The organism is Halalkalibacter urbisdiaboli, assembly GCF_002156385.1.
GTDB classification, from domain to species: Bacteria; Bacillota; Bacilli; order Bacillales; family Bacillaceae_D; genus Halalkalibacter_A; species Halalkalibacter_A urbisdiaboli.
Genome location: NZ_MVJM01000001.1, coordinates 158,540 through 182,651 on the forward strand (window position 1 = coordinate 158,540; position 24,112 = coordinate 182,651).

Genomic DNA, 24,112 nt, shown 5'->3' on the forward strand with positions numbered 1-24,112 from the left:
TTAACATCAGCTGAGCTTTCAAGTTTGCGGGCTACATATTTTAGCTGATAGTATGCACATATGCATTTTTTATTTTCTTTCTATGTAAAACATATGACAAAAGGTGGGCTCACCAACTACGCCATTACGCTGGCTTATGATATTTTTAATAAGCATCCTTTGTCAAATGGTATTTCGAATTACGGGGCCGCGATGTCAGTGAGCCCTAGACGAGATTTAGCCGCTACTTACGTAAGACTCACTGCTGAGGCTGGCCATTATGCAGAAGATGGCTTGAATATGATGATTGACTATGCATGGTTCGAACGACCACCTCATGCGGCGGACCGAAGAGAGTTAATAAAAAACAGCATTAAAGTGTAATAGGAGGGGGTGTTTAATCTGTCATCCCCTCCTTTATCATTTATTAAATTTCCACGGTCCAATTTAATTCATCTTTCAGCTTCCCTGTTTGAATACCCGTTAACGTATCATAGAGTTTCTTTGATAATTCACCCGTTTCCTTCTGATTTATGACCATTTTTTTACCTTGCCAATTCATTTCACCAACCGGTGAGATGACAGCTGCTGTCCCTGTACCGAACGCTTCCTCTAACATACCTGCCTCATATGCTTGATATAATTCATCAATGGAGATTTTTCTTTCCTTTATAGGCAAACCCCAATGTTGCAATAACTCAATTATTGATTTTCTCGTAATTCCTTCTAAAATACTGCCATTTAATTCAGGCGTAATGATTTCTCCATTTATTTTGAAAAAGACATTCATACTCCCTACTTCTTCTATATACTTCTTTTCAACTCCATCTAACCAAAGAACTTGGGCACAGCCCTGAGCAGCAGCTCGCTCTTGCGCTTTATAGGCTGCCGAATAGTTTCCAGCTGTTTTTGCTGTTCCAGTTCCTCCCTTTACAGCTCTTGTGTACTCGTCTTCAACATAAATAGATACTGGATGAATCCCCTCAGCATAATAGGATCCAACTGGTGATAAAATAATCATAAAGGAATATACATGTGATGGATTGACACTTAAATTGGGTTCAGTTGCAATGATAAACGGACGAATATATAAGGATGTTCCTTCTTTCTCTGGAACCCAGTCTTTTTCAATTTCAAGAAGTGTCTTTAAATAAGATAAAACGAGCTCCTCATCAATGGCTGGAATACTTAAACGTTGACTTGAACGGTTTAAACGTTGAAAGTTTTGCTCAGGTCTAAACAACAGAATCCGATCATCATTTGTACGATATGCTTTTAATCCTTCAAAAACGGTTTGTCCGTAATGAAAAATCATCGCTGCCGGATCAAGAGTAACAGGCTGATATGGCGTAATTCTTGGGTTATGCCAGCCTTTTCCTGTTATGTAATTCATCACAAACATATGATCCGTAAATTGCTTACCGAACGACAAATTCTCTGGCTTCGTTTTTTCAACCTGACTCTTTATTATTTTTAATTCACTCTCAGTCATCCATACCTCTCCTTTGTTTACTCAAATGCTTCTAGCTATTTCTATCTATCGTATTTCTATATTGTAAATAGAATCCCCACACAAGACAAGCTTTATAGATTAGTTAACTCATGGCATATAATAATAAAAATAAGATAGCTTTTTAAAGGTGATGCCCCTTAATAAAACTACCTTAGTTCACTGTTTTTTTAATAAATGAAAGAACATGCTCTCGTTCTAGTATATCAATTTCACTGTAAATCGTTTTCGTTTGTGGATCAAACACTGTTGCATGAAAGGATTCATTTTCTAGATTATACGTTAATTTAACTGCATCTCCAAATTCTTCAGGAGGACGCAACCGATCAAAAATTTCTTCATTCGACTTTCCTGTTTGTAGCTTATCAATTTTTTCTACCATCTCTTCGTTTGTCATTGTGCCCCTCCTTTCATTTCATTCAAAAAAAGCCTCATGCATTATGATGCACAAGGCTTTGGAAATTTATTCACTTAAATATGAACAACAATAATCAACAACTGCATGAATCTTTAATTCAAAAGATTCATTCGCAGGCACATAAAAAACGCCCGTCCCTTCAATTGTTTTCCATTCTTCACCAGCCAATTTATATTCTAGATGACCGGCTAAAATTTCCATTTCTTCTTTTAACTCAGTTGAAAATGTATATTCACCAGGTAACATAATCCCAAGTGTACGTTTAGTACCATCATTAAATAACACCGCACGACTCGTAACTTTTCCTTCAAAATAAACATTCGCCTGCTTTACTATTGTAACATTCTCAAATTGTGACATCTCTCTTAGTCCTCTCTCTTTGTAATCCAGATAAATTTACCATAAAAAAAAGAAAAGGGAAACAACATTTATCGCGACTCGTCCTTTTTAATTTGTAGCCACGGTCGCTCTGCTTCCCAATCAATTTGTAATGGAAGCTGAAAGGTATGCGATAGGAAATCATTCGTTAATGTACTTTTCTTTTTCCCTGCTTTGACAATGGTTCCTTGATTGATTAACAATGCATGAGAAACCGCTGGTACGACCTCCTCAATATGGTGGGTAACATATATTAACGTTGGTCCATGTGGCTGCTCTGCCAATGTCTGAACAGTATCTAGTAATTGCTCACGTGCAAAAATATCAAGTCCATTACAAGGTTCATCAAGAATTAATAGCTGAGGAGAGGCCATCAGTGCTCTTGCAATCATTACCCTTCTCTTTTCTCCTTGCGACAAATGAATGTAACACTCTTGTGCTAATCGTTCAATCTTCAATTGTTGTAAGAGCATGCCAGCACGTTCTGTATCCTCCTTCGTAAAAGATTCATACAAACCAACGGATGCATGCTTTCCACTCATTACGACCTCGAGGGCTGAATCAGCATACCTTGATAAAAATCGTTCATCCATTGATGAGCTAACCCAGCCGATTTTTTTTCTTACCTCAGGAATGTTCGTTTGGCCAAACGTCTCTCCAAGAACGGTTATCGTGCCTTTCGTCGGCCAAAGATAGCCCATCACCATATTAAGCAACGAGGTTTTCCCAGATCCATTTAGCCCTAATACAACCCAATGCTCACCATTATTTACGGTCCATGAAATTTTATTAAGAATTAGTTTCTGTTCTCGTCTCCAGCTTACATCGTTTACCGAAATAACTGCGTTCATAAAACCTCTCCTTTTTGAGCTTTCATATCCTTAATTTAACATAATCCAATGCAGGTTAGCAGGTAACATACATACTGCTGTTATGGAGTGAACGAAAAAAGGGAAAGACCGACATATTTTCGTTCACTCTGTTATTACCGTATTTTTCTAATAGTTTCATAGCATTTTCTTTTTTATAATAGAAGAGTACTTCATAATAAACTGCGGAGGTTATTACAGCATGAAGAAAAAAATCATCTTTCTGTTTATGTTTCTATTCACGTTAAGCTTTTTGTCTATGAATCTACCAACAGAAGCTTCAAAAAATAATAATGGAAAAGGGAACACGAAAACGACAGAAGAACAGTATTTTGAAGTAAGTGGTACGAAAACACTTCCACCCGGAAAAGCAAAGAAGCATGTAATCGAAGAACCGGTTACTGAAGAGCCAACTACCGAAGAACCTGTTACAGAAGAACCAGTGACTGAAGAACCGGTCATTGTGGAACCGAGTCCAGATGAGACGGTACCTCCATCAGATGAAGTCACATCCCCGATGGTTTTAGGATTTTATACGAAATACTGGCAAACCGATTTAGGATCTTACCATTCATTAACTGAGTTTCACCCTTATTTGAATACGATCGCCACAGCTACTTTTGATTTTGAAAGAGATGGTACGATCACGGGCTTTATGCCGACAGAAGCGCTTGATTTCTCTAAGCAGCAATCTGTTATTACGTACGCAACGGTTCAAAATAAGTTTGATCCGATTACAGCGAGTCAAATCTTACAAGACCCTGCTCTTCGTCAAAAAGCAATTGCAAATATGCTAAAGCTCGTTCAAGACAATGGCTATGATGGTGTTAATATTAATTTAGAAAATATGTATGCTACTGATCGTCCTTATTTTAATCAATTCCTATCAGAAGCTGTATCCGTGTTTCATTCAAATGACCTTCCAGTTATGGTTTCCGTTCCTGCAAAAACATGCGATTGTCCTTCATGGGCTTGGTCAGGAACCTTTGATTTTGACTTTATTGGGAAAAGTAACGTCGATTACGTTCAAATTATGAGCTATGATCAACATGGTTCATGGGGGCAACCTGGTCCTGTTGCGGGGCTAAATTGGGTACAAACAGTGTTAAATTATGCTACCTCTCATATTCCAAGTGAAAAACTTCTTATCGGTATTCCAGCCTATGGCTATGATTGGAATACAACGAAGGGAACAGGTCACCGTGCGTTAACGTTAAAACAAATTCAAGCTTTAATAAATGAACGTCAACCGATGATTCAGTGGGATTCTACTTCCCAAAGTCCTTATTTTCACTATGTAGACGAGTATGGCGATTCACATGTTGTTTGGTTTGAGAACAATACAAGTATTGCCTTAAAAACTGAACTTGTTCATTCCTATAATCTTGCAGGTGTTTCAATGTGGAGAATGGGACAAGAGACAAGAGATTTTTGGGAAAGTATTGATTCTGTCTTAAGTAGATAAAGATATGACTGTATTATCAAGGGCCTATCCATTTTGGACAGGCCCTTTGTTTTACTATATCGTCCATTCATCATGAATAATCCCAAGGAGTTTCCACTCGCCTTCTTCCTTTTCAATCACAATCCGGAGACTCTTCCAATCCATCCCCTCGTATTGTTCATCAATTTCAGGAAAGTGATATTCAATCACGGTTGCCTCCGGATAAATCTCTTGGCTATTATCAAGTGAGTTTCCATGTCCTAATCTCTCATTCACCGACTTTTCATCTGCATTCAAGTAATCTTGGTCATATACAAAACGCTCGTAGTATTCTGCAAACGTTAATTCAATCGGTTCACCTGTACCATCAAAATGACCCCAAACATATTTCGTATCATCTTCTAGTAATGTCGTTAATTCATGAGACTCAAATACTAAATCTGACTCAGGATCAACATATCCGTATGGGGTAAAACGGACACCTTTTGTTGCGTGAATATATTGAGCTAGGGTACTCATCTCTTTGTTTTTTAACGCTTCAACAATCTGATCCGCTGCTTCTGCAGGTGCGAGTTCACTGTCGTCCTCATTATGATTCAACTCGTCCTCTTCCATATTTTCATTTGGCTCTTCTCCATTTTCACTTGGTTCTTCTTCTGGTGGTGGAGACTCCTGTTCTGGTGTCTCCTCTGAAGTACCACAACCAAGTAGAAGCAAGCATAAAGCCAACGCACTGATGAAAGCTTTCATAAACATCCCTCCTTTATATTGTATGTCATAAACTATACCAAATAATGAGTCATAAAGAAAAAGGCTCAAGCCTCATCTATTCGTACTGACTGAGATTAAAACAAAGAAGGAGGTGTCCCAAAGTATATGTTTACTTGTGGGACACCTCTGAAGCAATGGAGTCGCTACATCTGTTAAAGTCTTATGAAAAGCAGCGAATTGAACCTTGGCCCCTGCTTCATTGACATTTTAGATAGGTCCTTCCTCTATATTATTGTACTTGTTCTTCTGTATAATACCCACTATCAATAATAATTTCTTCATAGTTATTTTATCAACATAGATTGGCTCCAAAAGGTAAGATGGTACTACTTTTACACTGTTATCATATGCTCCATCATAGAAGAAATAAGCATTATTTACTTAACTTAATTACTTTAATGAACTAAGTTCGATCGTTACGATTGATTCGTCAGCCATAATCCCTGTCCTCTCGCACAAAAAAACTCTTCTTGAGGTTTTCACCCCAAGAAGAGTTAATAAATGATTTATGAACCTTTTTTCTTGTTAATTATATCAAAGGCAACTGCTGAAAGTAACACTAAACCTTTAATTGCTTGTTGCCAGTCAATACCTAAACCTAAAATCGACATCCCGTTGTTCATGACACCCATTACGAGACCACCGACAATCGCACCACCAACAGTACCTACACCACCGTATGCAGACGCACCACCGATAAATACGGCTGCGATAGCATCAAGCTCGAATAAGTTACCAGCTCTTGGAGTTGCAGCATTTAAACGTGCTGCGAAAATTAAACCTGATAAAGCTGACAAGAAGCCCATGTTAACGAAAACACCAAATGTAATTTTCTTCGTTTTTACACCTGATAAACTTGCCGCCTTGAGGTTTCCACCAACTGCATAAATGTGTCGACCGATAATCGTCTTTTTCATGACAAATGAGTAAAACGCAATTAAAACAAACAAAATGACTAAAATATAAGGAATTCCACGATAAGTAGCTAAAGTATAAGTGAAAATATTTACAATAGCAAAAATAGCAATTAGCTTAACATAGAATAACCCACTCGGTAATACTTCAAAACTGTATTTTTGTGCATTATTTCGGTTTTTAATATCCAGTACGATCAGAATAATTGAAACAATTAACCCTACGACGATCGTAAAGATTTGTAATTCACCTTTTTCACTTCCGAAAATATTCGGAAGGAATCCATTACTAATTTGTTGGAATTCTTTAGGGAACGGTGAAATCGATTGTCCTTTAAGTACAACAAGTGTTAATCCTCTGAATAAAAGCATCCCTGCTAATGTAACAATGAAGGCTGGAATGCCAACATAAGCAACCCAAAAGCCTTGCCACGCTCCAATTGCCGCTCCAACTAATAAACAAATAATAACAGCTAACACAGGGTTCATTTGTAAGCTTACCATTAAAATACCAGCAATCGCTCCTACAAAGGCCGCAATCGAACCAACTGATAAGTCAATATGCCCTGTAATAATAATGAGTACCATCCCAATCGCTAACACTAGGATATAACTGTTTTGTAGAATTAAGTTTGTAATATTTAACGGCTTTAATAATACACCGCCTGTAAGAAATTGAAACAATAGCACGATTAAGACTAATGCGATAATCATACTGTATTGTCTCATGTTATTTTTTAAGAGATTTCTAATTGTGTCCATCGTGTTCCCTCCTACTTATTCGTCATGTACTTCATCAATGTTTCTTGTGAAGCAGCCTCTTTGCTAACTTCCCCGGTAATTTCTCCCTCGTTCATTACATAAATACGATCACACATTCCAATAACCTCAGGTAATTCGGATGAGATGACTAAAACACCTTTTCCTTGGTCCGCTAATTGGTTAATAATCGTATATATTTCATATTTTGCCCCAACATCAATTCCGCGTGTTGGTTCATCCAAAATTAAAAGGTCAGGTTCAGTAAACATCCATTTACTTAAAACAACCTTCTGTTGGTTACCACCACTTAAGTTACCAACTATTTGGTTTACACTTGGTGTTTTAATATTCATCTTTCCACGGAAATCTTCTGCATGTATATATTCTTCATTTTCATTAACAACGGTATTTTTCGTAATTCTAGGTAGGTTTGCTAATGTAATGTTTTGCTTAATGTCATCCATTAAAATAAGGCCATAAGATTTACGGTCTTCACTTACGTAAGCAATACCTTCATTAATCGCTTTATTTACATCAGATAAATCAAGTGCTTTTCCATCTTTAATCACTTCGCCAGAGATGTTTTTTCCATATGATTTACCAAAGATACTCATCGCTAACTCCGTACGTCCAGCACCCATTAATCCAGCAATCCCGACAATCTCGCCTCTTTTTATGTGAAGGTTTACATTATTAACAACCTTTCGTTCAGCTTGAAGGGGATGATATGCCGTCCAGTTTTTAACCTCAAAAAAGGTCTCACCAACCTTCGGCTCGCGATCAGGATATCTGTTCGTTAGTTCACGTCCAACCATCCCTTTAATAATTCGGTCCTCTGTAATATCAGAAGTCGCTAATGTTTCAATCGATTGTCCATCACGAATAATCGTTACGGAATTCGCTACTTTTTTAATTTCGTTTAATTTATGAGAAATAATAATAGCTGACATGCCTTGACTTCTTAACTCCATTAATAAATTTAATAAGTTCTCACTATCATTTTCGTTAAGAGCAGCCGTCGGTTCATCTAATATTAGTAATTTCACATTTTTAGATAAAGCTTTCGCAATTTCAACTAATTGTTGTTTCCCGACCCCGATATCTTTAATTAATGTATCAGGTGATTCATTTTTTAAGCCTACTTTATTTAAAAGTTCAACTGTTTTTACTTTCGTTTGGTTCCAATCAATGACACCGCTTTTTGCTTGTTCATTTCCTAAAAAGATATTTTCCGCAATCGATAACTCAGGAATAAGTGCTAACTCTTGGTGAATAATAACAATACCTAAATCTTCACTTTCCCTAATGTTTTTAAATTCACAAATTTTATCCTCAAATAAAATGTCTCCCTCATACGTTCCATGAGGATAAACACCACTTAAAACCTTCATTAATGTCGACTTACCTGCACCATTTTCCCCACAGAGTGCATGAATTTCACCTTCAATAACTTTTAAACTTACATTATCAAGGGCTTTAACTCCAGGGAATTCCTTGGTGATATTTTTCATTTCTAAAATAACTGATGACATTTTCCTCACCACACCCTCATAGCTTAATAAATAATTTAGTGGCAGAGATCTGCCACTAAATTATCAACTTCTAATTATTGAACTTCCTCAGCAGTGTAGTATCCGCCTTCAATAATAACTTCTTCGTAGTTGTTAATATCAACACGAACTGGCTCAAGTAAGAAAGAAGGTACTACTTTCACACCATTGTCATATGTTTCTGTGTCATTAACTTCAGGCTCTTCACCTTTAAGAACTGCATCAGCCATTTCAACGGCCTTCTTCGCTAATTCACGAGTATCTTTAAATACTGTCATTGTTTGCTCACCAGCAACAATTGATTTAACAGAAGCTAACTCAGCATCCTGACCTGTAACAACTGGAAGGTCCGAGTAACCAATGTTTTTAAGTGCAGCAATAATACCAATACTGATACCATCATATGGAGATAAAACTGCGTGAACTTCATCATCTGTATAGTATGTGCTTAAAAGGTTATCCATACGAGCTTGAGCAAGTGCTGCATCCCAACGTAGTGTAGAAACAGTGTCCATACCAGTTTGACCACTCTTAACAACTAGCTTGCCTTCATCAATGTACGGTTGTAATACAGACATTGCACCATCATAGAAGAAATATGCATTGTTATCATCTGGAGAACCACCAAATAATTCAATGTTAAATGGACCGTCTTGATTTTCTAAATCTAATGCTTCAACAATGTAAGAACCTTGTAATACCCCAACTTCAAAATTATCAAATGTAGCATAGTATGAAATATGCTCTGTACCTTTAATTAAACGGTCATAAGAAATAACCGGTACGTCTGCAGCTGCTGCTTGCTCAAGAACATTTGATAACGCTTCACCATCGATTGCCGCAACAACAAGTACGTCAACACCTTGTGTAATCATGTTTTCGATTTGTGAAACTTGGTTTTCTACAACATCTTCCGCATATTGAAGAACAGTTTTATAGCCTAAAGCTTCAAATTCCTTTACCATGTTATCTCCATCATGTACCCATCTTTCGGAAGACTTTGTTGGCATTGCGATACCGACAAATCCAGCTTCACCTGTGCCGCCTGTATCTCCACCAGCGTTTTCTCCACCGCCTTCTTCATTACCGCCACCACAAGCAGCCATTACAAATAAAATCATTGCTGCTAGAAAAATTCCTAGTACTTTTTTCACTGTACTTCCCCCTTTTTTTTATTAAAACATAAGTGGAATCGCTTACAGTTACGATTATAGGATATATTGTCCACATTTAGTGCGCTTTCATTCTATAAGAATTTACGATTTGCTTCACTTCTTCCCTCCTTTTATTGAAAACGATATCATTTTTTGAGCAAATCTGTACTTTTTTAATTTAAGTAGCACTTTTATATCACAATTAGTTAATTTATTGAACGAACAATGTGTATGATAGCGCAAAAAATGTCTCAAAAGGGGGATTTATCCTTTTGAGACATTTATAAAGAGCTCAAATTATAAATTTAAAGCATCTTGTCGATATTCACTTGGGGACATTCCTGTCACTTTTTTAAAAACTCGACTAAAATAATTCGGATCTTTGTAGCCGACGGCAAAACATATTTCTTTTAAATTCCGCTCCTTCGTACGCATTAACTCTTTTGCCCGCTTTACACGAAGTTCCGTTAAATAATCAATAAAGGAACTGCCTGTTCTTACTTTAAATACCTTACTAAAATAATGTGGGCTTAATTGCACTGCTTCAGAAACATCTTCTAACGTTATCGGCTTCTCATAATGATCTTCTATATAATCTTTTGCAATTGCCATAACATCCTTATTCAATGAATAATACATTGAATGAATGTGAGTGTTTATCCGTAGCATTTCATCATAGATTGATTCACGTAGTGCCCCAAGTACATTGGCATGTAAAAACTGTTCATTAATTTCAATTGTGTGATCTGAATCTATCATTTGTCTTTTTAATACGATAAAAAATTCAAAAACCTTCTTTTTTATCTCTTCGACAGACCCATTACAAAACGACGAAATGGCATCAAAATACTCGGTAAACTTAGGGGAAAGTTCATCTGTTAACCCTGCTGTAATAGCCTCAAGTAACCGTTTTTCGGGTTTATACGGATAGGTTGAATCATTTCCTTCTCTCACTTGTTGGCTATAATAGATGCACGAGTACGGTCGGCTTGACGTTGTCAAAGCATAAATCGCTTCATGATAAGACTGGACAAATTTATCAATCTCATGATACTTTGTCCCAATCCCAACTGAGACGAGAGTGTTCGGATAGCGATGTCGAAACTTCTCGATCATTTCCTTTCCTGTAGAAAGCGCTCTACTTTTTAATGAAATTAGATCGGTTCGTTCTTCTTCCCTTAATTGAATAAGGACAGGAAGTCGATTGATTCGCGGGGGTCCCATTAAGCTTTTCCAAAAATAATGATTCAAATGAGCATGAATAAATGAGCTATATTGTTTAAGTTCAGACACCTCTATAGATTCTCCATCCTTCATAAATTCGAAGACCATAACAAAGCTATCTTTCTCTAGTTTGCGTTCCCAATCATCTTCGAACTCGGCCATTTCGGCTTCGGCCATATCGCCCATTAATAAGGAAGTTATTACCTTTGATTGAACGACCGACAACGCCCTTCGATAATTATCCTTTAGCATGAGCTCCTCTTCCCTCTTACTACGCTCAAGAACAATTTCACGAATCACCTGCTCTAGTGATTGTATGACTTCTTCCATTGTACTCGGTTTAAGTAAATATTCCTTTACACCGATTCTCATCACTTGTCTTGCATATTCAAACGTGTCAAAGGCAGAAACCATAATAAATCGTGTCGCATGATTTTGTTTTTTTATTTCTTGGGCAGCTTCAATTCCGTTAATTCCCGGCATTTTAATATCCATAAAAACAATATCAGGTCTAAACTCCTCTGCTTTTAAAATCGCTGTTCGACCATTTTCTGCTTCTTCAATTTCAACTTGTGATTGGTAGCGATCGCTGATAATCTTTCGAAGCCACTGACGCTCTATCATCTCATCATCTACTACCATGATTTTATACATCTGACCCCTCCTCCTGTCCTTGAATCGGTAACTTTAATTGAATCACTGTACCTTGTCCTTTATTTGAATAGATGCTTAAAATATCATCCGTTTGATAAAACATTTGCAGCCTCCTAATGACGTTATGCATGCCGAGGCCTGTGGAATGACCGGAAGACTTCACCATTCGCTCTGAAGGGTGTTCTGTTAACACTTGACTCACTTCCTTATCCATACCAATTCCATTATCACGAATTTTCAAATAAACATACCCGTCATTGACGAAGCCTTCTATCGCAATTTCACCCTCTTTTTCAAAAGGCTCGATTCCATGAATAAAAGCATTTTCCACAAGTGGCTGTAATGTCAAAATCGGAATTCGATGTGATAAACAATCTTCTTGCACATCTATTTTAAAGTGGACTCTTTCCTCAAATCGAGCCTTTTGAATGAAGAAATACTCTTTGACTATATTAATTTCATCAGCCAATGTAACTGGTTTTTCAATTTGACTTAAATTATAACGCAACAGTTTCGATATGGATGTGATAAGCTGATAAATACGTTCTGAGCCTTCAATATAAGCGGTTTTCGCAATCGTATTAAGCGTATTAAATAAAAAATGCGGATTAATTTGACTTTGCAGGCTCTTTAATTCCATTTCCTTTAACAGCTTTTCTTGTTCTGATTTATCTTTTATTTGCCTTACTAAATAATGCAAATCCGTTCTCATTTGATTGAAGGTTGTCGTTAAAAATCCGAGCTCATCTTTTCTTGGAGTTTGTATGTCTTCTCCTTCTAAATTTCCTCTAGCAATCTCACGTGCGGCCCCCGTTAAACGGTGAATCGGCTTCGTTATATCATTACTAAAGATAAAGGCAAAAAGTAAACCCATTAAAAACGTCCCAGAAAACATTGCAATTCCCATTGATTCCATATAAGCATTACGTTTGTTCATTGCATCATAAAAGGCTTGAAATTCAGACAGTTCATTATTTAATAAAATTAAGGTTTCCTCTTGAATAAAGCCAAGTAGTTTAAGTGCCTCTCTTTGCTTGACGGAATATAATTCAATATCGTCATTTAAAAAGGTTGATACGGCCAAGTCACTTTCATCTACCAAGCTTTGAATCATATTTTCGTAATTTGTCACAAGCGTTGCATTATTTTGGTTTTTTAATTCATATTGCAATTGCTCCTGTAGTTGAAAAAGTTGGTCCCTGCTATTTTGATACTCTTCTAAATCATCGATCATTTTTTTGTTCAAATAAGCGTTCATGGATTCATATGATTCATTAGATTTTTGAGAAACATCATTCAATAAAAAGAATCGATTAAGGATGTGGTCATATTGCTGTACCGTTTGTTTATGATTGTAAAATAAAAAAATTGATAAACTATTTAAAATAAGAAATAAAATGACATAAAACAGCATGAGTTTCGTTTTTATTTTATACATTTTTCATCTTCCTAACCTAGTTCTTCTTTAGTGTGATGTTCGTCAATGAATCATCTTTTCGAATAAACTCTGTGTCGGTATAATTTAACGGTTCTACTTCTTTTCCATCTAGGATATCAATTAGCAAATTAACCCCTTTGTAGCCCATATCATAAGGCTGCTGACGTAAAATAGAATGAATAACACCTTTATTCATATAATCAATCGTTTCCTCTAAATCATCAAAGGCATAAACGATAATTGGTTCGGCAGGATTTATTTTTTCTATTGCATCTGAAATCCCAACGCCGTCTAGTGCACTGGTCCCATATAAGACATTAATTTCTGGGTTAGTACGTAGCATTTGAAACGTCTTTTCAGCCCCTTGGATTTTACTTAAATTCGATGTCTCTATCGCAACAACTTCAACTCTTACTGCATGCTCTACCGCATCAAGAAAGCCTTTCACTCGCGATTTATGCTGATTGGCAACAAGGCTGCCGGAAACAATCCCGACTTGAATCGGTCCTTTTGTTTCGCTTAATACAGCTTGTCCTACCTTATAACCGGCTTGATAATTATTGGTACCAACATAGGCTAAACGTTTACTATTTTTCACATCTGTATCAACTGTTATTAAAGGAATCCCCTTGCTTATTGCTTTATCGATAATTGGAGCAAACTCTTCATCCGATAAACCTTGTGTTAATATACCATCAACCTTTGCTGCAATAGCTTTCTCAATCAGCTTAATATGTTCCTCAATATTTGTTTGTTTTGGACCGATGTACTCGACTGTAATATTATGAGGACGTGCAGCATCCAAAGCTCCCTTTAATAACTCTGTAAAATAAGGATTGTCTTTTTCTTCAACAATTAATACAAAATGTTGGCCTTCTTTAACATCAGTTGAATAATGGTCAATTGTCACATCATATTGAAGCGCTTTCACGAAGTAGTGATACATGAAACCAAACGAAATACACATGCCAATTATTAATAAAATGTGAATCTTATTCTGTCTCATTGTACCACCCTCCTGTCAGTTATTTTAGTTTTATTATTTTATCACATATTCCAAAGAATGAGTAATATAGAATAGGATGTCCAAAAGGCTCATTACAACCTAGTTGGACATCCCCACAGCAAAGAATTTAGCTGCCAATAAATTAGTTATTATAGAGCTAATCCCTCAATTAAAAATACGCGTGCAGGTGCAGCCTCTATTTGTGTTAATTTTAAAGGCGCTGCAACTAATAAATACTCGCCTGGATCGACCTCTTTTAAATCTAAGCCTTCAATGATAATAATATCATTTGAAAATAGGCCTTTATGCGTGGGGTGATTTTCCTGACTTCGTTCAATACCAAGTGTATCAATTCCAACACCATCAATTTTCATTTGAATCAAATATTGAGCCGCGTCCTCTGCTAAAAAAATAAATTCCTTCTCTGATGTTTGTCCAAAGGAGTTCTTCGTTTTTAACAAGAGAAAGTCCCCCTGTTCGATGTCTTTCCCATGCAAATCTTCTTCTGTTATCCGGTCGTTCGCATCGACTTCAATAACCTTACAACGACGAACGAGTCTTTCAAGTCCAATAGATTCAATGGTTTCACCTTGATTAATCATATGCAGCGGAGCGTCAATATGCGTGCAAGTATGAATATTCATATCAAGTCTCGTATCGGTTATATATCCATTAGTCGTCGTTGTTATTTTAGGCTGATTGGCTGTATTCCCCATATAGGTTGGCATTCCTTCATGGATCGGTATACTAATATCAATGATTTTCATGTGCTTTCCTCCACTAAAGAAGTAATATGTTCTTTTATCTTCATTAGATACTTTTCATTAACACAGTTTGTCCCTCCCCGGACAATTTCAAGTGCGTAATTCTCTGAAGGAGCAGTTTCAGCTTTTTTGTCCACCACGACAAATGTCAATGCTTCTATCCGTTGTTTACTTTTCAGTTGTACCGATACGAACGTCGGCCGATAAACGCCCTTTGCGACCCCTTCCCGCTCATATAAATAATGCAACGTTTCCTGGTCAATAATGTAAACCTTGCCCTCGACCGTACCACCTTCTTCTACAATATCAGCTTTGCCTCCATCAGCTGAAGGGTAGGTAAAACGTAGGGTATACCCATCTAACATCCCTTTTCCCATCACAAACTGGAAAAAAGGGTCAACACCTGCCTGTTTAAACCGTTCATTATCCATACACGAACCGTAAGCAAAATAATAAATAGGCTGTTCTACTTTCCAAAGCATATACTCTTTCCAATCACCGTTCCTAATCAATTGTTGACATGACTCTAGTTGCTTTCCAGCTACATAAACGAATGCTCTTATTGACCCTTTGTCAGTATGTACCGTTTGTTCAATCCGTTCGTATAAATTATCTTCTCCTTCAACTACATAATCTTCTAATCTATCGATGAGTTCCAGCTCTTGGTCATTCACTTGGTAAACTTCACCATATACTTTTCCTGCAATACTTTGTTTTAATACAGGATAGCCATCACCTGTATCGTAAAGCTCACCATTTATCCAACACTGCTCAGCTAGCAGTCTTGCATTTTTTAAAAAGTCATGATTACCTGCACCTTTTCTTAAGGTACCATACACAAATAAATCATACGTTCTCTCTTGCATCACTTCTCCCCTCCTACGCTATGATAAAGACTTTCACTTCGGTTTTCTACTATTCTAACAGAAAAAGGCAGCCTGTTTAAAATAATTCAGGACTGCCTTTTCTATTATAGCCAAACAAAATAAGCGATCGTGACTGTCACGATTAAATAGAGCAAATTTAATGGGAGCCCTACTTTTACATAGTCTGAAAAACGATAACCCCCAGGTCCATATACAATCAGATTCGTTTGATATCCAATCGGTGTAGCAAAGCTTGCTGATGCCGCAATTGTAATCGCAATGAAAAACGCCATTGGATCGATTCCAAGTTGTGTAGAAAGAGCAAGTGAAATAGGATACATAAGCACAACTGCCGCATTATTTGTAATAATCTCTGTGAAAATCGTTGTAACTAAATAGACAACAATGAGAATTGCTAATAACCCAAAGCTCCCAGTAAATTGTACTAACTTTTCAGCAATCCATGCAGCAGCCCCAGATTGCTCTAATGCAACCCCAATCCCGATTGCACTTGCAATTAATAATAACACATTAAATTGTACATACTTTTTTACACTTTCAAATGTAACAGTTTTTGTTAAAAATAAGATCAGTACTGCAAGTGTTGCAGCTTTAAACATGCTTAGCACTTCAAACGTCGCTAATAAAATCATAGCAGCTAATGTAAAAATCGCAATCATTGATTTTTTCCGATCAACGACTTCTGCTCCCTCTACTGTACTCATTAAATAGAAGTCTTTTGAACTTGACCAACGACTTTCAAAATCTCTACCAGCTAAAATAAGTAACGTATCACCAGGCTCTAAGACGATATCACCTATCTTACTATTAATACGTTGTTGGTTACGGTTAACAGCAATAACACCACCACCATACTTAACCCGGAACTTACTTTGTTTAATTGATTTATTTACAAGACTAGATTGATGGGAAACGACGGCTTCTACTAGTACTTGGTTGCCATTTTTTAAATCTTCGAGCTGGATTTTCGAACCTGTATCTACACGAAGACCTTTCATATTTTGCAGCTCCACAATCGTTGAAATCAGTCCTGTGAAAATAAGACGATCGCCTTCTTTAATTTTATGTTGTGAGTTAACAGGTGCCAGCTTTTCGCCATCTTTTCTTATGATACTAATTAAATATAAGCCTGTTAAACTTCTTAAACCGGCCTCTTCAATTGTCTTCCCTATAATAGGCGAATGTTCTTCGACGACTAGCTCCGAAAGATACTCGCGAGTATTTTCTTTAAACATAACTTCAGAGGACTTGCGTTCAGGTAATATTTTATATCCGATTGTACTCATGTAGATAGTTCCGACCAACGCAGCAGGAATCCCAACAATTGCAAGTTGAAACATTGAATAGCCAGGTAATCCACTATCAATCATTAAGCCATGAATTAATAAATTTGTGGAGGTACCAATCAACGTAATCGTTCCACCAAATATCGTAGCATAGGACAAAGGAATCAGAAATTTGGAGGGGGATATCCCTCGTTCATTACACCAATCACGAATAACTGGTGTAAACATGACAACAATCGGCGTGTTATTTAAAAAAGCAGATAAGCCTGAAACTGGTAGCATCATTCGAATCAGTGTTGTTCTAGGACTTCTTCCAGCTCCTAAGGCACTATAGACAAGTCGGTTTAATAATCCACTTTGCTGTACTGAACCTGCGACAATAAATAGTAAAGCGACCGTTAACATTCCTTCATTCGAGAAGCCCTTTACCGCATCTGCTGGCGTTAATACACCTAGTAATAGCAGGGAAGCCAACGCACAGAACACAATGAAGTCAGGTCTTGACACTTCCTTCATTAAGCAAATTAACATTATAATAACGACTGATAAGACGATAATGATGTCCATTGACATGATAATTTCCCCGCTTTTTAATCCATAGTAAATTGATAAGGTTTATCTGTAATTTAGATTAGTATATGAAAACATCGTTCATTTGTCTACGGATTTTTCATGATCTATAAAAATTTTTTATTATTGTTATTAGATATAATAATCATAAACAAAAAGAACGTGCCAATTTATTTCCATTGCACGTTCAATGACTTACAGAATGATCCTTTTCCTCTTTCTTTTCCCTCTGCTTATTATTAAGTTTCGTTCGAATGATCATAAATGTAAGAGCAAGAATTAGAAGCTCTAAAATTAATCCTAAGCTTGCCCATGTAAAAATGGAAAACTCAGTCGTATCACCAACATTTTCAAATAACGTTACAGCCAATACCCCCATTATTATAGCTAAAGGAACCATCGTAATATTCGTCATTTTGTTATTTAACATCGTTAACGAGCGATGTAATCCATATAAGAAAAAGGACATCTTAGCAAAAACCGTAGGAAAATAAAAGGCAACAAGCACAAAATCGAGTCGGTCTAGAAATTCCGTTAAACGAATTTGTTGAACAAGCGTATAGCTAGGATACGTGGAATAACGTACAATTTCCGACCCTAACACAGCAATTTGTGAAAAAATGAGAATGAACAGCATCGTTATTCCAAATCCTATCCCCCAGAACACGGCTTTCCTTGTTCCCTCTTTTGGACTTGTAAGCCAAATAATCATAATTACAGCCACCGCTTCTCCCATCCATGCTAGTCCAATATAGGATGACTGTAACAGGGAAGGAATCACCTTTAAACCGACCATCGGTTCAAAATTTTCAACACTTATTTGAGTTCCTAATGATAAAGGGATAAATAAAATCACACCAATAAATAAAAAGTAGTATAACTCTGTAAACCTGGCAATCACTTCGATTCCTGACATTGCAAGGTAAAGAACGGTTCCAATTAACAAAATGATAATAACATATTTCGGTGTTAATGGAATAAGCGTTGTTGAAATAAAGCCTAATAGGATCCGTATATCACGAATTAAGACGTGAGCAAAGAATAGGATAAATAGACAGGCTAATGTTTTCACTTTTTTAGAATCACTTGAAAAATGCCGTTCCGACTTTGGGACTTTCTCCAATTTAGATAAACCAAAGAACATCATGCCGTAAACGACCACAAATAAAAATATAGGTACAACCCATGTATTATGCAAGCTTAAATCAACCATAAATTGGGGGAGGGTAATTAAGCTTGCACTTATCATACTGTTTCCTACTATAAACGCTAACTGTCGATTCGAGATTTGAAGCTTCATTTGCCGATCACCACATTCGTTAATGGCGTAAATAATTGAGCGAGTACATTCGTATACCATTCCCATGCACCATGATCATGAATATAAAATGAAGCGATTACCGTGAACAACGATAAGAAAATATAGGTTCCTCGGTTGACTTGATTATCGGCAAATTGAGATTTTCCTGCCATTGCAGCGATTACTAGCCAAACGACAATTAAAATTGTTCCCATTTTATCCCCCTACTCCGATTCCCTTTGTTGTTAAGCCAGGTAAATCAAGCGTGCTATCAATTTCAATATTTACTTCAAGATTACGTACCATATCCGGCCACCGTTCCTTCCACTTCTCCCAACGCTCGTTTTCACGTCGTCTTAAATGAAAACCTAGACCAAACGAATCAATTCCTTCCGAAAGTGTTGCATCAAAAATACTGCGAATATGACTTTCTACTTCTTTGTTAAAAATTTGTTCAATTCGGTCAAATCCAGTTGGTTCTTCAAAATTAAAGCCTGTTTGATTTTCAATTATTGTTCCAACGATATCAAGGTGTATTGTAAAAACAGGCTTGTCTCCTTTCACCTCATGACGAACCGTTGTTCCTTGATCCGTAATTGCTACAGAAAAAACCGACTTTTCATCTTCGGTAGGGACTGTCATTTGCTGCCCCTTCATCTTTTGTAGCATCCAGGTTACCCCTTTTGTTTGTTGCTCATTCGTAAAAAAATGCAATTTATCTTTTTTAAAGATTGCAATCTTGCTACTCTCAACTTGGGTTTGCACCTGGTCACTGTTTGGAGAATCATTTTTTTGAATCGCTAGGACAGGAAGGATTGGATCATTCCCTCGCTGTTGATAATCAAGCAAAAAATCCCTTATGTTTATATCATATTTCATCTTCCCTAGCTCTCTTATACCCTCAGCTGTTAAATTTTCTAAATGTGGTGTTGCTGCCAAAACTTCTTCCCCTTTTCCTTCAGCAACGAACAATTGTACCGTAAGACGAGAATCTCGTGAGCGTGTTAGAACATCTAACGTTTTAACTATCCCTTCTCGCGCCAATTTTTCTCCAAGAATCACAACTCGACGGTGACCAAATATACTTCTCCGTGCTAAACGATTTTGCATATTTAAATTGGCCTCTCGGATGTTTCTCCCACTATCTCCATCTAAATAAAACATTTGATCACCGGATGTTCCACCACCACCACCACTACTTCCTACACCGCCCATTCCACCAGGAAGTGGCATTTGACTAGTTACTTTATACTTATTGTCCTCTGTCTTATCAAAGCTTGAGCCGACAATAATCGCAATATCATTTACCTCGGTACGATCCCAGCAGCCTGTTATCATACTAAGACAAATACATATGAGCACGAGTTTTCTCATAACTAGTCACCCCTTTCTTACTGATCCTGTTCTGGAGATGGATATAAGTCATGTGATTGCCTTCTTCTGTTTTGTTTAACAAATTGGTTCGGACGCACATCCTCTTGCCACCACGGTAAGCGAATAAGTACATCTTTTAACCCCGTTAAAGAAAGTGGTGCCACTGGTGAGAAATAAGGAACACCAAATGAACGTAATTTACATAAGTGCGTTGTTACAGCAATAACACCGACCACGATCCCAAATAAGCCAAAAACACCAGCTAATATCATCATAGGAAATCTTAACAAGCGAATCGAAATGGCTAAACTGAACTTCGGAACGGTAAATGAAGCTATCCCTGTAAGAGAAACGATGATAACCATCGGTGCTGAAACAATCCCCGCTTCTACTGCAGCTGTACCGATTACTAGTGCTCCTAGAATACTAACGGCTTGCCCAATTGTTTTCGGCAAACGAACACCGGCTTCACGTAATGCTTCAAATGAAAGCTCCATAATAAAAGCCTCAACTAAGGCTGGGAAAGGGATTGCTTCACGACTTGCCGAAATACTTAGTAATAAATTCGTTGGAATCATTTCATGGTGATAGGTGGTTGTCGCGATATAGAGTGAAGGTAATAAAAGCGCAATCCACAAAAAAGCGAACCTTAAGATACGTAAAAAAATCGAAATATGAAACCGTTCATAATAATCCTCACTAGCCTGAAACTGTTGCCAAAACGTTGCAGGTAAAATTATGACAAAAGGAGTCCCATCCACAATAACTGCAACGCGACCCTCTAATAGGTTTGCAGCAACAGTATCAGGTCTTTCTGTCACTTGTACCTGAGGAAAAATACTCCAAGGATCATCCTCAATAAACTCTTCGATGTAGCCTGTTTCTAAAATACTATCTGCTTCAATTCGATTAATTCTTTCTTCAACTTCCTTTACTAACTCATCACTTGCTAATCCTTCAATATAGACAAGTCCTACATCTGTTTGTGTATACTCCCCGACTTGAGTCATTTTTACTTTAAAGTCTGTTGAACGAATTTTTCTACGAATAAGTGATGTATTAACGGCAATGCTCTCAATAAATCCCTCGCGCGGTCCCCTAATGGCGGATTCAGATTCTGGCTCTGAAATCGAGCGGGTTTCAAAGTTTTTCGCTTGAAAAAGAAGGGCTTCATCTAATCCATCGATAAGCAAAACCGTATTTCCTCTTAAGATTAAATCGACACATACATTAATTTTTTTCTCAGTGGAGACTTGTCCTATGCTCACGATTTCATGTCTAATAACTTCTAGTGAAACAGGTTCTTTTTTAAGATTTGAAAAGAGATCACGGATGACATGAACCTGAATGTCATCCACATTCGTTAAGCCTTCAATATAGATTAAATAGGCCATTTGGTGATGTATTTTAATTTGCCTAAAGTTAACATCTGAGCAATTATTTAGTTTATTTTTGATACTGGAAAGGTTTCTTCCTAAACTAACGTCAAGCAATTCCTGTTCCATGCTCATGCTACCCCACCAACCTTTTATTTATCGGTTATTCTCCCTTAAGTTAGTTATGTTTATCCATTATTCTAGAAATAATTCTAATCAAGGGTTTATATGCTATAAGAGTGTAATGATTGCGCCTGCTGGTACAATATGACAAACTAGGAAAAGAAGGAGTTGGTTCAATGTATACTTCAAGACTTGAGGTTCCAGAGCAAGAAAAATGGAACTTAGCTGATATTTATTCAACAGAAGCTGAATGGGATGCGGATTTAATAAAGGTGAAAAAGCTAGCTGATGAGTTGAAAGCGTTTGATGGAAAGATTGAGGATGGAACGAGCTTACTTGATTTTTTAACGAAGAAAGAGGAGCTTAGTTATCTTTTTTCAAAAGTTTTTGTATATGCAAGGTTGCTTGTAGATACAGACACAAGAGATTCAACCTCGCAAGTACTATTAGATCGTGCGACTCAACTTAGTGTAGAAATTAGCTCAAGCACGTCGTTTTTTACCCCGTTTTTACTTAGCTTGGATGAAGAAACGTTAAAAGGGTACATAGCAAAGGTTCATGGCTTACGTTATTTTGAAGATGATTTATTAGAGGCTTATCGCTACAAAGCACATGTTCTTAGTAAAGAAAAAGAAGAAGTTCTTTCTCAGCTTGGTGAAGCGCTCTCCGCACCTAGTAAAACATTCGGTATGATTAATAATGCCGATATTCAATTTGGTGACGTTACGAATGACAAAGGTGAAAAAGTCCAACTAACAAGAGGGATGTATTCAAAGCTTATTGAGGATGAAGATCGCTCAAAGCGAAAGGAAGCGTATAAAGCTTATTACAAGCCATATGTACAATTAAACCATTCCATTGCATCGACTCTTTCCTCTGCAATAAAAAACAATGTAACATTATCAAAAATGCGACATTATCCTTCTGCATTAGAGAAATCGTTATTTGGAGATCTTGTACCTAAACAAGTATATGAAAATTTAATCGAGACGACGAAAAAAAACATTCGTCCGTTGCATCGTTATTCAGAGATTCGTAAAGAGACATTAGGCTTAGATGAACTACGACAATACGATTTAAATGTTCCTTTAGTAAAAGGCAGTAAACAAGATATTGCCTATGATGAAGCTTATGAACTCATGCTAAAGGCGCTATCCCCGTTAGGTTCTGATTATATTGATACACTTCGCACCTTTAAAGAAAAACGATACATCGATGTTCGAGAAACACCAGGAAAACGCTCTGGCGCCTATAATATGGGGTTATACGGGGTCCATCCTTTTGTATTACTTAATCATCAGGATGATCTCGACAGCCTTTTTACACTCGTTCACGAAATGGGTCATGCGATGCATAGCTATTACTCAAGTACTCACCAGCCACAAATTACAGCTGGCTATACAATATTTGTCGCAGAGGTTGCCTCAACCGTTAACGAAGTACTTCTCATTCAGTATTTATTAAAGAATACTTCAGACACTGAAAAACGGAAGTACTTACTGAATCATTTCATTGATATGTTCCGTGGTACGTTTTTCACTCAAATTATGTTCGCTGATTTTGAGAAGCGAACACATGAAATGGCTGAGCGCAGCGAGTCATTAAATGCGTCTTCTTTTAATAGCCTCTATGAACAGCTGTTTAGAGAGTATCAAGGTGAAACTGTTGTATTTGATGATGAGGTTAAATATGGTTGGTCAAGAATTCCACATTTTTACCGCCCATTCTATGTTTATAAATATGCGACAGGTTTTGCTGCGGCCATTCAAATTGCCGATACATTATTAGAAGGCAGAACAGAATCTTTAGAAGCATATTTAAGTTTTCTTAAAAGCGGTAGCTCCGATTACCCGCTCGAGCTTTTAAAGAAAACAGGCGTTGACCTAAGCAAACCAGAACCAATTGAGCATGCACTTAAATACTTCGGGGAATTAATTGATGAATTTGAAAAATTGTAGGCTATCCCAAACCCGTTACAACTGTAACGGGTTTCAGCTTGTCGGCTGCCTCTATAACGAGACAGCCGACAAGCTTTTTGTATTTCTGTGGGATAGCCATGATAAGACGCTTCGAATCCGCTACCGGGATGGGGGGCACGCTTTCCGCAGGCGGGCAACGGCTCCGCTTTCGCTTCGTCCCCCTCCCAAGGGAAAACCGCCCTTGGGGCTCTGCTTCGCTCGTTGCATTCCGAGAAAAAAACCACTTCTCGGAAATCAAAACTTCGCAACGGCTCCGCTTTCGCTTCGTCCCCCTCCCAAGGGAAAACCGCCCTTGGGGCTCTGCTTCGCTCGTTGCTTTCTGAGAAGAAACCCACTTCTCAGAATAAAAAGATTGCAACGGCTCCGCTTTCGCTTCGTCCCC

At 37.3% G+C, this 24,112-nt stretch carries 21 protein-coding genes and 1 pseudogene; 3 read left to right on the forward strand and 19 right to left on the reverse strand.

Translation table 11 applies throughout. From position 1 onward, the window contains the following. Window positions 1–60 precede the first annotated feature (60 nt). On the forward strand, window positions 61–363 hold the full coding sequence (locus tag B1R93_RS00810) for a DUF3231 family protein (RefSeq protein WP_088102098.1): 303 nt from the start codon (window positions 61–63) through the stop codon (window positions 361–363). A gap of 43 nt (window positions 364–406) precedes the next feature. Here B1R93_RS00810 and B1R93_RS00815 read toward each other — a convergent pair whose 3' ends face one another. The 4 genes from B1R93_RS00815 to B1R93_RS00830 all read right to left on the reverse strand — a co-directional run bounded on the left by B1R93_RS00815 (window position 407) and on the right by B1R93_RS00830 (window position 3,136). Continuing rightward, window positions 407–1,471 (reverse strand): branched-chain amino acid aminotransferase, encoded by a 1,065-nt coding sequence (locus B1R93_RS00815; RefSeq protein WP_088102099.1) that lies wholly within the window; start codon window positions 1,469–1,471, stop codon window positions 407–409. Between the two features lie 172 nt (window positions 1,472–1,643). Next, complete coding sequence (locus B1R93_RS00820) at window positions 1,644–1,886, reverse strand: hypothetical protein (RefSeq protein WP_088102100.1); 243 nt, start codon at window positions 1,884–1,886, stop codon at window positions 1,644–1,646. Between the two features lie 66 nt (window positions 1,887–1,952). After that, window positions 1,953–2,267 (reverse strand): pyrimidine/purine nucleoside phosphorylase, encoded by a 315-nt coding sequence (gene ppnP, locus B1R93_RS00825; protein WP_088102101.1) that lies wholly within the window; start codon window positions 2,265–2,267, stop codon window positions 1,953–1,955. A 68-nt stretch (window positions 2,268–2,335) separates the two neighbouring features. After that, on the reverse strand, window positions 2,336–3,136 hold the full coding sequence (locus B1R93_RS00830) for an ABC transporter ATP-binding protein (RefSeq protein ID WP_088102102.1): 801 nt from the start codon (window positions 3,134–3,136) through the stop codon (window positions 2,336–2,338). A gap of 220 nt (window positions 3,137–3,356) precedes the next feature. On the opposite strand from B1R93_RS00830, the gene B1R93_RS00835 reads away from it, so the two are divergent. Continuing rightward, entirely contained in the window at window positions 3,357–4,619 is a 1,263-nt protein-coding gene (locus tag B1R93_RS00835; protein ID WP_088102103.1) for a glycosyl hydrolase family 18 protein, read from the forward strand. Between the two features lie 54 nt (window positions 4,620–4,673). Here B1R93_RS00835 and B1R93_RS00840 read toward each other — a convergent pair whose 3' ends face one another. The 15 genes and pseudogenes from B1R93_RS00840 to B1R93_RS00905 all read right to left on the reverse strand — a co-directional run bounded on the left by B1R93_RS00840 (window position 4,674) and on the right by B1R93_RS00905 (window position 21,763). After that, entirely contained in the window at window positions 4,674–5,348 is a 675-nt protein-coding gene (locus tag B1R93_RS00840; RefSeq protein WP_088102104.1) for a hypothetical protein, read from the reverse strand. Between the two features lie 250 nt (window positions 5,349–5,598). After that, a pseudogene (locus B1R93_RS23875) lies at window positions 5,599–5,717 on the reverse strand (sugar ABC transporter substrate-binding protein); the annotation flags it as partial. A gap of 158 nt (window positions 5,718–5,875) precedes the next feature. After that, window positions 5,876–7,045, reverse strand: coding sequence for a multiple monosaccharide ABC transporter permease (gene mmsB / locus B1R93_RS00845; RefSeq protein ID WP_088102105.1), 1,170 nt, complete (start codon window positions 7,043–7,045; stop codon window positions 5,876–5,878). Between the two features lie 11 nt (window positions 7,046–7,056). Continuing rightward, the gene (gene mmsA, locus B1R93_RS00850) at window positions 7,057–8,577 is read right to left on the reverse strand and encodes a multiple monosaccharide ABC transporter ATP-binding protein (protein ID WP_088102106.1); all 1,521 of its coding nucleotides are present in this window, start codon (window positions 8,575–8,577) and stop codon (window positions 7,057–7,059) included. Between the two features lie 74 nt (window positions 8,578–8,651). Continuing rightward, the gene (gene chvE, locus B1R93_RS00855) at window positions 8,652–9,749 is read right to left on the reverse strand and encodes a multiple monosaccharide ABC transporter substrate-binding protein (protein ID WP_245308158.1); all 1,098 of its coding nucleotides are present in this window, start codon (window positions 9,747–9,749) and stop codon (window positions 8,652–8,654) included. 297 nt (window positions 9,750–10,046) lie between these two features. Next, a complete protein-coding gene (locus tag B1R93_RS00860; RefSeq protein ID WP_088102107.1) occupies window positions 10,047–11,627 on the reverse strand; it encodes a response regulator in 1,581 nt (526 codons plus the stop codon). Further along, window positions 11,620–13,065, reverse strand: coding sequence for a sensor histidine kinase (locus tag B1R93_RS00865; protein ID WP_088102108.1), 1,446 nt, complete (start codon window positions 13,063–13,065; stop codon window positions 11,620–11,622). The genes B1R93_RS00860 and B1R93_RS00865 overlap by 8 nt, the downstream gene beginning before the upstream one ends. Before the next feature lie 16 nt (window positions 13,066–13,081). Continuing rightward, a complete protein-coding gene (locus tag B1R93_RS00870) occupies window positions 13,082–14,071 on the reverse strand; it encodes a sugar-binding protein (RefSeq protein ID WP_088102109.1) in 990 nt (329 codons plus the stop codon). Between the two features lie 149 nt (window positions 14,072–14,220). Then, complete coding sequence (locus tag B1R93_RS00875) at window positions 14,221–14,838, reverse strand: cyclase family protein (protein ID WP_088102110.1); 618 nt, start codon at window positions 14,836–14,838, stop codon at window positions 14,221–14,223. After that, entirely contained in the window at window positions 14,835–15,701 is an 867-nt protein-coding gene (locus B1R93_RS00880) for a gamma-glutamylcyclotransferase family protein (protein WP_088102111.1), read from the reverse strand. Before B1R93_RS00880 ends, B1R93_RS00875 begins: the two co-directional genes overlap by 4 nt. Window positions 15,702–15,805: 104 nt before the next feature. Then, the gene (locus B1R93_RS00885) at window positions 15,806–17,581 is read right to left on the reverse strand and encodes an SLC13 family permease (RefSeq protein WP_088102112.1); all 1,776 of its coding nucleotides are present in this window, start codon (window positions 17,579–17,581) and stop codon (window positions 15,806–15,808) included. Between the two features lie 184 nt (window positions 17,582–17,765). Continuing rightward, a complete protein-coding gene (locus tag B1R93_RS00890) occupies window positions 17,766–18,878 on the reverse strand; it encodes a GerAB/ArcD/ProY family transporter (RefSeq protein ID WP_165763695.1) in 1,113 nt (370 codons plus the stop codon). Continuing rightward, on the reverse strand, window positions 18,875–19,093 hold the full coding sequence (locus B1R93_RS00895; RefSeq protein WP_088102114.1) for a hypothetical protein: 219 nt from the start codon (window positions 19,091–19,093) through the stop codon (window positions 18,875–18,877). The genes B1R93_RS00890 and B1R93_RS00895 overlap by 4 nt, the downstream gene beginning before the upstream one ends. A 1-nt stretch (window position 19,094) precedes the next feature. Beyond that, entirely contained in the window at window positions 19,095–20,252 is a 1,158-nt protein-coding gene (locus B1R93_RS00900; protein ID WP_088102115.1) for a Ger(x)C family spore germination protein, read from the reverse strand. 17 nt (window positions 20,253–20,269) lie between these two features. Further along, window positions 20,270–21,763 (reverse strand): spore germination protein, encoded by a 1,494-nt coding sequence (locus tag B1R93_RS00905; protein WP_245308159.1) that lies wholly within the window; start codon window positions 21,761–21,763, stop codon window positions 20,270–20,272. Window positions 21,764–21,927: 164 nt separating this feature from the next. On the opposite strand from B1R93_RS00905, the gene pepF reads away from it, so the two are divergent. After that, window positions 21,928–23,709: an oligoendopeptidase F gene (pepF, locus tag B1R93_RS00910; RefSeq protein WP_088102116.1), complete on the forward strand. Its 1,782-nt coding sequence runs from the start codon at window positions 21,928–21,930 to the stop codon at window positions 23,707–23,709. The last annotated feature ends 403 nt before the right edge of the window (window positions 23,710–24,112 follow it).

Excerpts from the sequence above, each read along its gene's own strand:
- B1R93_RS00810 (WP_088102098.1), top strand. The coding sequence starts at position 61 with ATGCATTTTTTATTTTCTTTCTATGTAAAACATATGACAAAAGGTGGG.
- B1R93_RS00815 (WP_088102099.1), bottom strand. The coding sequence starts at position 1,471 with ATGACTGAGAGTGAATTAAAAATAATAAAGAGTCAGGTTGAAAAAACG.
- B1R93_RS00820 (WP_088102100.1), bottom strand. The coding sequence starts at position 1,886 with ATGACAAACGAAGAGATGGTAGAAAAAATTGATAAGCTACAAACAGGA.
- ppnP (WP_088102101.1), bottom strand. The coding sequence starts at position 2,267 with ATGTCACAATTTGAGAATGTTACAATAGTAAAGCAGGCGAATGTTTAT.
- B1R93_RS00830 (WP_088102102.1), bottom strand. The coding sequence starts at position 3,136 with ATGAACGCAGTTATTTCGGTAAACGATGTAAGCTGGAGACGAGAACAG.
- B1R93_RS00835 (WP_088102103.1), top strand. The coding sequence starts at position 3,357 with ATGAAGAAAAAAATCATCTTTCTGTTTATGTTTCTATTCACGTTAAGC.
- B1R93_RS00840 (WP_088102104.1), bottom strand. The coding sequence starts at position 5,348 with ATGAAAGCTTTCATCAGTGCGTTGGCTTTATGCTTGCTTCTACTTGGT.
- mmsB (WP_088102105.1), bottom strand. The coding sequence starts at position 7,045 with ATGGACACAATTAGAAATCTCTTAAAAAATAACATGAGACAATACAGT.
- mmsA (WP_088102106.1), bottom strand. The coding sequence starts at position 8,577 with ATGTCATCAGTTATTTTAGAAATGAAAAATATCACCAAGGAATTCCCT.
- B1R93_RS00860 (WP_088102107.1), bottom strand. The coding sequence starts at position 11,627 with ATGTATAAAATCATGGTAGTAGATGATGAGATGATAGAGCGTCAGTGG.
- B1R93_RS00865 (WP_088102108.1), bottom strand. The coding sequence starts at position 13,065 with ATGTATAAAATAAAAACGAAACTCATGCTGTTTTATGTCATTTTATTT.
- B1R93_RS00870 (WP_088102109.1), bottom strand. The coding sequence starts at position 14,071 with ATGAGACAGAATAAGATTCACATTTTATTAATAATTGGCATGTGTATT.
- B1R93_RS00875 (WP_088102110.1), bottom strand. The coding sequence starts at position 14,838 with ATGAAAATCATTGATATTAGTATACCGATCCATGAAGGAATGCCAACC.
- B1R93_RS00880 (WP_088102111.1), bottom strand. The coding sequence starts at position 15,701 with ATGCAAGAGAGAACGTATGATTTATTTGTGTATGGTACCTTAAGAAAA.
- B1R93_RS00885 (WP_088102112.1), bottom strand. The coding sequence starts at position 17,581 with ATGTCAATGGACATCATTATCGTCTTATCAGTCGTTATTATAATGTTA.
- B1R93_RS00890 (WP_165763695.1), bottom strand. The coding sequence starts at position 18,878 with ATGAAGCTTCAAATCTCGAATCGACAGTTAGCGTTTATAGTAGGAAAC.
- B1R93_RS00895 (WP_088102114.1), bottom strand. The coding sequence starts at position 19,093 with ATGGGAACAATTTTAATTGTCGTTTGGCTAGTAATCGCTGCAATGGCA.
- B1R93_RS00900 (WP_088102115.1), bottom strand. The coding sequence starts at position 20,252 with ATGAGAAAACTCGTGCTCATATGTATTTGTCTTAGTATGATAACAGGC.
- B1R93_RS00905 (WP_245308159.1), bottom strand. The coding sequence starts at position 21,763 with ATGAGCATGGAACAGGAATTGCTTGACGTTAGTTTAGGAAGAAACCTT.
- pepF (WP_088102116.1), top strand. The coding sequence starts at position 21,928 with ATGTATACTTCAAGACTTGAGGTTCCAGAGCAAGAAAAATGGAACTTA.